The sequence below is a fragment of the Rhizobium sp. 18055 genome (genome assembly GCF_902706285.1).
Lineage (GTDB): Bacteria > Pseudomonadota > Alphaproteobacteria > Rhizobiales > Rhizobiaceae > Rhizobium.
Window position 1 is genome coordinate 1 of sequence record NZ_CACSKD010000236.1, and the last position, 459, is coordinate 459.

The window sequence follows — 459 nt, forward strand, 5'->3', positions numbered from 1 at the left end:
GGGACCACCTGTGCCGAATTCAATCCGCTGCCGGACCGGGCCGCGCATTACCTGCAGATCTGGATCGACCCCGCCCCGCGGGATCGGGCGCCGGACGGCGCCCAGGTGCCCGGGCCCGCGCGCCGGCCCGCCGGCCGTCTCCATCTGCTGGCAGCCCCCGCGCACGCGGCGGTGGACGGCCCCGCCGAGCCTTCGGGGCCGGTGCTGGCGGTCCAGGCCGATGTGCGTCTCCATGCGGGCCTGTTCGATGGGCCGCAGGCGGCCGAACTGCCGCTGGATCCTGCCCGCAAATGCTACGTCCATCTGCTGCGCGGCAGCCTGGAGGCCAACGGCCATCCGCTCGCGGCGGGCGACGCGGTCTTCATGCTGCAGGAGGAGCGCCTGCGGCTGGGCCGGGGCTCGGCCGCCGAAGTGCTGGTGTTCGACCTCGCCGCGTGACGGCCGCGGTTCCCCCCGAAA

General features: G+C 74.9%; 1 pseudogene. It reads left to right on the plus strand.

The annotated features are described in order from the left end of the window. Nucleotides 1-438 (plus strand): annotated as a pseudogene (locus GVL52_RS28905) (hypothetical protein); the annotation flags it as partial. Nucleotides 439-459: the final 21 nt, after the last annotated feature.